This is a genomic window from Actinophytocola sp., assembly GCF_035762905.1.
Taxonomy (GTDB): domain Bacteria; phylum Actinomycetota; class Actinomycetes; order Mycobacteriales; family Pseudonocardiaceae; genus DASYTH01.
Window position 1 is genome coordinate 1 of sequence record NZ_DASUCC010000160.1, and the last position, 8,307, is coordinate 8,307.

The 8,307-nt window shown below is 71.5% G+C and carries 9 protein-coding genes; 7 read left to right on the plus strand and 2 right to left on the minus strand.

The window, feature by feature from the left end:
- Positions 1-1,416, plus strand: a 1,416-nt coding sequence (gene groL, locus VFV67_RS35595) for a chaperonin GroEL (protein ID WP_326475125.1), incomplete at its 5' end; no start/stop codon positions are given.
- 75 nt (positions 1,417-1,491) lie between these two features.
- On the opposite strand, the gene VFV67_RS35600 is transcribed toward groL, so the two are convergent.
- Positions 1,492-1,794, minus strand: a complete 303-nt coding sequence (locus VFV67_RS35600; protein ID WP_326475131.1) for a WhiB family transcriptional regulator — start codon at positions 1,792-1,794, stop codon at positions 1,492-1,494.
- Positions 1,795-2,001: 207 nt separating this feature from the next.
- Between VFV67_RS35600 and VFV67_RS35605 the strand changes: the two genes are divergently transcribed.
- The 5 genes from VFV67_RS35605 (at position 2,002) to VFV67_RS35625 (ending at position 6,339) form a co-directional block, all read left to right on the plus strand.
- Positions 2,002-3,009, plus strand: a complete 1,008-nt coding sequence (locus tag VFV67_RS35605; protein WP_326475132.1) for a MerR family transcriptional regulator — start codon at positions 2,002-2,004, stop codon at positions 3,007-3,009.
- Between the two features lie 38 nt (positions 3,010-3,047).
- Positions 3,048-3,884, plus strand: a complete 837-nt coding sequence (locus tag VFV67_RS35610; RefSeq protein WP_326475126.1) for a hypothetical protein — start codon at positions 3,048-3,050, stop codon at positions 3,882-3,884.
- Positions 3,885-4,007: 123 nt separating this feature from the next.
- Positions 4,008-4,604, plus strand: a complete 597-nt coding sequence (locus tag VFV67_RS35615; protein WP_325160231.1) for a response regulator transcription factor — start codon at positions 4,008-4,010, stop codon at positions 4,602-4,604.
- A gap of 211 nt (positions 4,605-4,815) precedes the next feature.
- Positions 4,816-5,388, plus strand: a complete 573-nt coding sequence (locus VFV67_RS35620; RefSeq protein ID WP_326475127.1) for a sigma-70 family RNA polymerase sigma factor — start codon at positions 4,816-4,818, stop codon at positions 5,386-5,388.
- Positions 5,389-6,339 carry an anti-sigma-D factor RsdA gene (locus tag VFV67_RS35625; protein ID WP_326475128.1) on the plus strand — a complete coding sequence of 317 codons (951 nt, stop codon included), beginning with the start codon at positions 5,389-5,391 and terminating at the stop codon, positions 6,337-6,339.
- Between the two features lie 677 nt (positions 6,340-7,016).
- Here the strand turns inward: VFV67_RS35625 and VFV67_RS35630 are convergent.
- Entirely contained in the window at positions 7,017-7,415 is a 399-nt protein-coding gene (locus VFV67_RS35630; protein WP_326475129.1) for a DUF5319 family protein, read from the minus strand.
- Between the two features lie 116 nt (positions 7,416-7,531).
- Here VFV67_RS35630 and guaB point away from each other — a divergent pair.
- The coding region (guaB, locus tag VFV67_RS35635; RefSeq protein ID WP_326475130.1) for an IMP dehydrogenase at positions 7,532-8,307 on the plus strand (776 nt) is incomplete at its 3' end.

An 8,307-nucleotide genomic window follows, 5' to 3' on the forward strand; every position in this document is an offset into this window, starting at 1 on the left:
AACGTCGCCACCAAGACCAACGACGTGGCCGGTGACGGCACGACGACCGCCACCGTCCTGGCCCAGGCCCTGGTTCGGGTCGGGCTGCGCAACGTGGCGGCCGGAGCCAACCCGGCCGCGCTGGGCGCCGGCATGCAGGCCGCCTCCGACGCGGTCGTCGCCGCGCTCAAGGCCAAGGCGACGCCGGTCAAGGGCCGGGACAACATCGCCCAGGTGGGCACGGTCGCCTCCCGGGACGCCTCGATCGGAGCGCTGCTCGGCGAGGCCATCGAGAAGGTCGGCGAGAATGGCGTGATCACCGTGGAGGAGTCCTCGACGCTGGCCACCGAGCTGGTGATCACCGAGGGCGTGCAGTTCGACAAGGGCTTCATCTCGGCGCACTTCGCCACCGACCCGGAGCACCAGGAGACGGTGCTCGAGGACGCGTTCATCCTGCTGTACCGGGAGAAGATCTCCGCGCTGGCCGACCTGCTGCCGCTGCTGGAGAAGATCGCCGAGGCCGGCAAGCCGGTGCTGATCGTCGCCGAGGACGTCGAGGGCGAGGCACTGTCCACTCTGGTGGTCAACGCCTTGCGCAAGACGTTGCGCGCGGCCGCGGTCAAGGCGCCGTACTTCGGCGACCGCCGCAAGGCGTTCCTGGACGACCTGGCCATCGTCACCGGCGGCAAGTCGATCTCCAGTGAGATCGGCATCAAGCTCTCCGAGGCCGGGCTGGACGTGCTCGGCTCCGCGCGGCGCATCGTGGTCACCAAGGACGACACCACGATCGTCGACGGCGCCGGGTCCAAGGCGGACGTGGCGGCGCGGATCGCCCAGATCCGCAAGGAGATCGAGACCACCGACTCCGACTGGGACCGGGAGAAGCTGCAGGAGCGGCTGGCCAAGCTGGCCGGCGGCATCGCGGTGATCAAGGTCGGCGCGCCGACCGAGACCGAGCTGGCCGAGCGCAAGCACCGCATCGAGGACGCGGTGTCGGCCACCCGGGCGGCGGTCGAGGAGGGCATCGTGCCGGGCGGCGGCTCCGCGCTGGTGCATGTCGCCCGCGACCTCGAGGACGGTCTCGGCCTGACCGGCGACGAAGCGACCGGGGTCCGGATCGTCCGCGAGGCGCTGTCCGCCCCGCTGCGCTGGATCGCCGCCAACGCCGGTGTCGAGGGTCCGGTCGTGGTGCAGAGGGTGCGCGACCTGGACTGGGGTCACGGGTTCAACGCGGCCACCCTGGAGTACGGGAACCTGGTGGCCGCCGGCGTGGTCGACCCGGTGAAGGTCACCCGTTCCGCGGTGACCAACGCCGCCTCCATCGCGCGGATGGTGCTGACCACCGAGAGCTCCGTGGTGGAGAAGAAGGCCGAGGAGTCGCCTGCGGGCAACGGTCACGGCCACGGTCATGGCCACGGGCACGGTCCCGGGTACTGATCGGCCGGACCAAGAGCAAAAGCGCCGAATGCCGCACCACCAACGGTGGTGCGGCATTCGGCGTTGTTCGGGCCGTTAGGTGACGGCGGTGGCGAGCGCGCGCTTCTCGGTCTTGATGATCGCCTCGCGTTCGGACTCGGACAGGCCGCCCCACACCCCGTACGGCTCGTGCACGGCCAGCGCGTGCCGTCGGCACAGCTCCAGCACCGGGCAGGTCTGGCAGATGGCCTTGGCTTGGGCTTCTCGGCGCGCTCTGGCAGGTCCTCGCTCCCCGTCGGGATGGAAGAAGAACGCACTATCCATGCCACGGCAGGAGCCCTCCAGCTGCCAGTCCCACACATCCGCGTTGGGGCCTGGAAGCCTGCGGGTGTCCGCCATCGTGACCGCCTCCTCGTCGGTACAGCCGAGCGCGATTACTCCATTTGGAGCACTACCCAACGCTAGAAGCGCGCCAATACTTGTTCAAGGGTGATCAACTCATTGGCTGGGGAATTCAGCCGATCGGCAACCGGGGAGAAACGCAGCGTGATCAACCGTCCGGTTGCTGGACACGCGGCGTCACCCGACGATGGGGGCGTGCCGACGATGTCCCACCCCGCGAGTCTCGACGGCCGCGCCATTCTGGAGCCGACCCTGCCGGTCGCCGCCGTCGCGCGCCGGCTCGGCATCGCGCCCGCGACGCTGCGCACCTGGGACCGCCGGTACGGGATCGGGCCGAGCGGCCACACCACCGGCCGGCACCGGCGCTACGCCCCGGCCGACGTGGCCCGGCTCGAACTGATGCAGCGGGCACTGCTGCGCGGGGCCACGCCGGCCGAGGCCGCCGAGTACGCGCTGCGCGTCTCGCCGGCACCGGCCGTGGATGGCGTGCTCGCGCCGGAGCCGGTCGTGCTCGACGGGGCCGGCCCCGACCCGGAGGCGGCCGGTGTCCGTACGGTCCGGGCCGGCGGCCGGGTGCTGCGCCTGCCCGGCAAGTGCCCGTGGGCCCGCGGCCTCGGCCGGGCCGCGCTGGCCATGGACGCCACCTCGGCCCAACAACTGCTCGCCGACCTGATCGCGGCCAAGGGCGCGGAGACCGCCTGGACCGAGGTGATCCGGCCGGTGCTCGCGGCGGTGGCCTGCCGGTGGGAGCAGTCCGGCGAGTACGTCGAGGTCGAGCACCTGGTCTACGAGTGCGTCCTTGCCGCCGTGATCGGGGCGACCCCGCTGGTCACCGCACCGCGCAACCCCCGCCCGGTGCTGCTGTGCTGCGTCCCCGACGAGCGGCACAGCCTGCCGCTCTACGTGTTGCGGGCGGCGCTGGCCGGGCGGGGCATCGGCACCCAGATGCTCGGCGCCGCCCTGCCGGCCGACGCGCTGGCCTCCGCGGTGCGGCGGACCGCGCCGCTGGCCGTCGCGCTCTGGGCGCACCTGCCCCGGTACGCCTGGGCCACGGTGTTCGACGAGCTGCCGAGGACCCGCCAGCCGATCCGGCTGTTCGCCTGCGGCCCCGGGTGGTTCGCAACCGCCCTGCCGGACCGGGTCGAGCACCTTGACGACCTGCCCGGCGCGGTCGACCGGATCGAGGCGCTGCTCGGCGGGCGGCACGAGTGAGCGAGTCCGCCGGCGAACCGTTAGGCACCGCCCCGGCCATGGACGCGTTGTCCGAGGCCGCGTTCGGCGACCGTCCCGACCTCGCCGTCACCGCCGTTCCGGCCGATCCACGGTCCCGCTGGCTGGCCGCGGTCGTCCTCGGCGGGCAGGGCCGCTACGCCGCGGCCGCGACCCTGCTCGACGGACTGCGCGGTGCGGCGGATCCGGTCCTGGCCGCGCTGGCCGCCAGCACGCTCGCCTCGCACCGCCGCCAGCTCGGCGGGCACGGGGCCGCTCGACTGCTGGATGCCGCCGCGCTGCACCGGCTGGCCGCGGCGCCCGCCGCCGTCCCGGCGCAGGCCTGGTCCGACGTGCTGCTCGGGCTGGCCGCCGACGCGCTCGGGCACGGCCGGTTCACCGAGGCCGACCGGCTGCTGTCCCGGGCGCGGGCGCTCGGCGATCCCGGTTGGCGCGGGGCGATCCGGCTGGCCTGGGTGTCGGCCGAGGTTGCGCTCGGCCGTGGCCGGCCGGGGGCGGCGGTGCCGCACGCGGAGACCGCCGCCGGACTGGCCGGAGCCGCCGGATCGGTCCGGCACCGGATCAAGTCCGCGCTGGTCCTCGGCGCGGCGCTGGCCACCCGGAGCGACCCCGGAGACCGGAAGCGCGCTAACGGCCTACTCGCCGACGCCCGGCTGGCCGCTACCGACCTTGGACTGCTGCCGTTAGTGTGGCCGTGCGCCCTGCTGTTGGCGGGCCTGGAGCCATCAGCGGCGGTGGTGCATCGGCGTCACGCCGCCGACGCTCTTCACACAGTGTTACGGCGTGCCGACCCCATCGGTCGGCGGCTCGCCGCATCCTCACCCTGGGTGCCCGATTTGTGTGCCCTGACCGGGTGATTACGGCCGCTAGGACAACTGGGCGAACTTCTTCGCAGATTTGCCACCAGATCGGGTCAAGGTTGCGCTCTCTGCGTCCGATAGGTGAGTTGGAACGTCACTCGGCTGCAGGAAGGAGTCCCCGTGACGACGGTCTTGATCTGCGACGACAGACGCGGGGTGCGCGAGGGTCTCACTCGTGTCATGTCCGCTGTTCCCGGCGTCAGTCGCATCGACTGTGTAGCGCACGGTGACGAGCTGCTCGCCCGATACTCCAGAGCTCCGGTCGATGTCGTGCTGGTCGGCACGCAGCGGGCGGTGCCAACCGGAGTTGAGGCGACCCGGCGGCTCGTATCGGCCAATCCGCAGGCCAATGTGATCGTCTTCGGCGCACCGGACGACGCGAGCAGCATCGCCGCGGCGATCGCCGGCGGTGCCCGTGGCTACCTGCGCTGGGACGCGTCCCGGCCGGAGCTGGTGGCCGCGCTCGCACACACCCTGGCCAGCACGTCGGTACCGGCGCCTCGGCAGCCGTCCGACCCTGGTGTCCAGCTCACCGACCGCGAGCTCCAGGTTCTGCGGGGCATGGCGATGGGCAAGAGCAACGGGCAGATCGGGCGCGAGCTCTACCTGTCCGAGGACACCGTGAAGACGCACGCCCGCCGCATGTTCCGCAAGCTCGGCGTGCGCGATCGGGCGCAGGCGGTTGCTCACGGCTTCCGCCGGGGACTCGTTTCCTAGGACGGCCTTGCGCGTGCGCCGTGTGCCTGCTGCACAATCTCCGCAGAACGCGGCGTTCGTCGCGCCCACCAACGCCGGGGCAGGTGGCAGGCGCACCATGAAGGGTCTTATCGAGCGGGGTACGGTAGACGACGGCGAGTCGGACGGGCGACTCCCGTCAGTAACGGCACATGAACCGTACCCACACGTAACACCGAGGCTGCTCGCTGCGATGACCACATCGGGGGACGGACTGGACGCTTCAGTAAGCGCCGCCGTCGAGGGCGACCCTCGGGCAATCGAGCGCGTGCTGGCGTCGATCCGACCCTTGGTGGTGCGGTACTGCCGCGCCCGAGTAGGCAGACACGAACGGAATTTCGCTTCGGCGGACGATGTCGCGCAGGAGGTGTGTCTCGCGGTGCTTACGGCACTGCCCGGCTACCGCGACCAGGGTCGGCCTTTCTTGGCATTCGTGTACGGCATCGCCGCACACAAGGTCGCGGACGCACATCGGGCGGCGGGACGTAACCGATCAGAGCCCGTCGCCGAAGTTCCAGATGGGCCGGAAACGGAAGCGGGTCCAGAGCAGCGCGCACTCCGCCAGGAACTCACCAGGCAGATGAGCGAACTGCTTCGGGTCCTTCCCGATAAGCAGCGTGAGATCGTATTGTTACGGGTGGTAGTCGGACTGTCTGCGGAGGAGACAGCGGAGGCGGTCGGCTCGACGCCCGGGGCCGTTCGTGTGGCGCAGCACCGAGCATTGGCCCGGTTACGCAAGTCGTTGTCCACGGAGGAGGTGGTCTGAGTGGCGGATTTGCCGGAGCGTGAGCCAGCGAGCGACATCGAGTCCCTGCTGCGGACCGCCGGCGTGGTCGACCAGCCCGATCTCGACGACGCGATCGACTTCTCCCTGGTGCACGCCGACGACGAGTTCCTCGACGCGCTCGGTGGCGGACAGCCCGACCCGGACGGCCGGTTCGCCGACGACCGGCTCGCGGCCCTGCTGCTGTCGTGGCGGCAGGACGTGGATGCCGAGCCGATCGCGAACCTGGTGGAGCCGAAGCTCGCCGTGGCCACCGTGCAGGCGGCGCGGACCCGGCAGCGACGCGGCCCCCGTCTGATCGCCCCCCTGGCTGCCGCGGCCGCGGTGCTCGCCATCGCGTTCGCCGGCATCGGGCTGGCCGCTCGCGGCGCCGAGCCCGGCGACACCCTGTGGGGCCTGGCCCGGGTGCTCTACTCCGACCACGCGCGTTCGGTCGAGGCCGCTCAGGCCGTCCGCTCCGACCTCAGCAAGGCCGAGAAGGCCTTGGAGAACGGACAGGTGGCCGAGGCCAAGTCCATGCTCGACGAGGCAAGGGTCAACCTGCCGACGGTGTCCACCGAGGACGGCCAGGCCGACCTGAAGGCCCAACACGACGCCCTGGTGGCCAAGCTGCCCGGCAACCCCGCGGACGAGGCCGTCCCGCCGCCCGCGGCATCGCCGGTGCCGAACCCGGGTTCCGGAATCTCCTCCAGCACCACGACCACCACCGCACCGACGACCACGTCTCCGACCACCACGTCGCCGACGACCACCACGACGACCCCCACCACGACCACGAGCGACCCCGGCCGCATTGAGACGGAGACCAGCTCTCCCGACGCCCCCAAGATCGACCCCAATGGCGACTCCGGCCGCGGCGCCGAGCATCCCCAGACCGAAAACGAGGCCGACCCCGACCCCGACCCCGTCCCGTTCACCGGCACCGCCCCCTGACCTCGGCGAGTCCCCAACTCGAGCAACCGAGTCGCCACGTGCAGGCCGGCGAGTTGCCGCGTGGAGCAGCCGAGACACCGAGTCGAGCAGCCGAGTTGCCAGCTGTAGGTAGGCGAGTTTCCGGCTGGAGCAGCCGAGATGCCGAGTGGGCCGGCCGAAGTGCCAGTGGGAGCCGCTGAGTTGCCGGTGGGCGGGGGGCCAGCCGAGTGCCGGGTGGAGCAGTCGCGACACCGAGTCGAGCAACCGAGTCGCCAGGTGCAGGCCGGCGAGTTGCCGGGCGGGTCAGCTGAGATGCAAGTGGGGAGCCGGTGAGGTGCCGGGTGGGTCTGCTGAGTTGCCAGTGGGAGCCGGTGAGTTGCCGTAGGGCCGGCTGAGTTGCCGGGGACCAGCCGAGTTGCCGGGTGGAACAGCTGAGACACCGAGTCGAGCAGCCGAGTTGCCAGTTGCAGGTCGGCGAGTTGCCGGGTGGGTCTGCTGAGTTGCCGGGTGCAGGTCGGCGAGTCACCGAGTCGAGCAGCCGAGATGCCGGGTGGGCCAGCCGAAATGCCGGTGGGAGCCGGTGAGTTGCCGGGTGGGGGTAGGCGAGACGCCAGGTCGGCAGGTGAGATGCCCGGATTCCGGTCGCGGGAGTCGCGGGGGTGCCGCTGCGTGCCGGGTGCCCAGTCGATGCGGGCGGGCTAGCGGAAGCGGCGGGCGGAGCGGGGGAGGTGGGTCTTGGCGCCGTCGGCGAAGCCCTTGCAGTATTCCCAGGTTACGTAGTCGGCGGGGTCGGGGTCGTAGGCGGGCTCGTGGGGGCGCATGCGGCCGTCGTGGAGGAGCTGTTCCAGGCTGGCGCGGAGCAGGGCCCAGTCGTGGTAGTGGGGGTCCTGGCACTCGGCGCAGTCGACCACCACGCCGCGGACGCCGCGGGGGGTCAGGAGGTTCTGGTACAGGGACAGGTCCGCGAGGTCGGCCAGGAGCTCGGCGCGTTCGTCCGCGGTGATCGGCGGGGCGTCGTCGTCGGGCTCGTCGAACAGCCGGGCGGGGTCGTCCGGGTCGTCCGCGAAGGGGTCCGGGGGCAATGCGTCGTGCGCCACGACCACGCACGGTACCCGGCCGCGTCAACCCCGTGTCCAGATACCATGGATAAGACCACTCGGCGCGACAAATCCCCCACCGCTTCGATCCGCGGTAGGAAGGTCTGCCACACATCATGACCAGCGAGCTCATGGCCGACGGAGTCCCGCACAAGTTCGCCGTGCTGGGGCTCACCTTCGACGACGTGCTGCTACAGCCGGCGGAGTCGGACGTCATGCCGAGCGCGGTGGACACCTCGACCAAGCTGTCCCGCAACGTCAGCCTGCGCGTCCCGCTGGTATCCGCCGCGATGGACACGGTGACCGAGGCGCGCATGGCGATCGCCATGGCCCGCCAGGGCGGGATCGGCATCCTGCAGCGCAACCTCTCGATCGAGGAGCAGTCCCGGCAGGCCGAGACGGTCAAGCGGTCCGAGGCCGGCATGGTCACCGACCCGATCACCTGCTCGCCCACCGACACCCTGGCCGAGGTGGACGCCCTGTGCGCCCGGTACCGGATCTCCGGTGTTCCGGTCACCGACGCCGAGGGCCGGCTGGTCGGCATCATCACCAACCGGGACATGCGCTTCGAGGTCGACCACACCAAGCTGGTCAGCGACGTCATGACCAAGGGCCCGCTGGTCACCGCGCAGGTCGGCGTGTCCGCCGACGCCGCGCTCGGGCTGCTGCGCCGGCACAAGGTGGAGAAGCTGCCGATCGTGGACGGCGCGGGCAAGCTCCGCGGCCTGATCACGGTCAAGGACTTCGTGAAGACCGAGCAGTACCCGATGGCCACCAAGGACCCCGACGGCCGGCTGCTGTGCGGCGCGGCGATCGGTGTCGGCGAGGACGCGCACAAGCGCGCCATGGCTCTGGTGGACGCCGGTGTGGACGTCCTCATGGTCGAGACCGC

Bases quoted from the DNA above. Each gene is read 5' to 3' on its own strand.
- VFV67_RS35600 (WP_326475131.1), bottom strand. From the start codon at position 1,794: ATGGCGGACACCCGCAGGCTTCCAGGCCCCAACGCGGATGTGTGGGAC.
- VFV67_RS35605 (WP_326475132.1), top strand. From the start codon at position 2,002: ATGTCCCACCCCGCGAGTCTCGACGGCCGCGCCATTCTGGAGCCGACC.
- VFV67_RS35610 (WP_326475126.1), top strand. From the start codon at position 3,048: ATGGACGCGTTGTCCGAGGCCGCGTTCGGCGACCGTCCCGACCTCGCC.
- VFV67_RS35620 (WP_326475127.1), top strand. From the start codon at position 4,816: ATGACCACATCGGGGGACGGACTGGACGCTTCAGTAAGCGCCGCCGTC.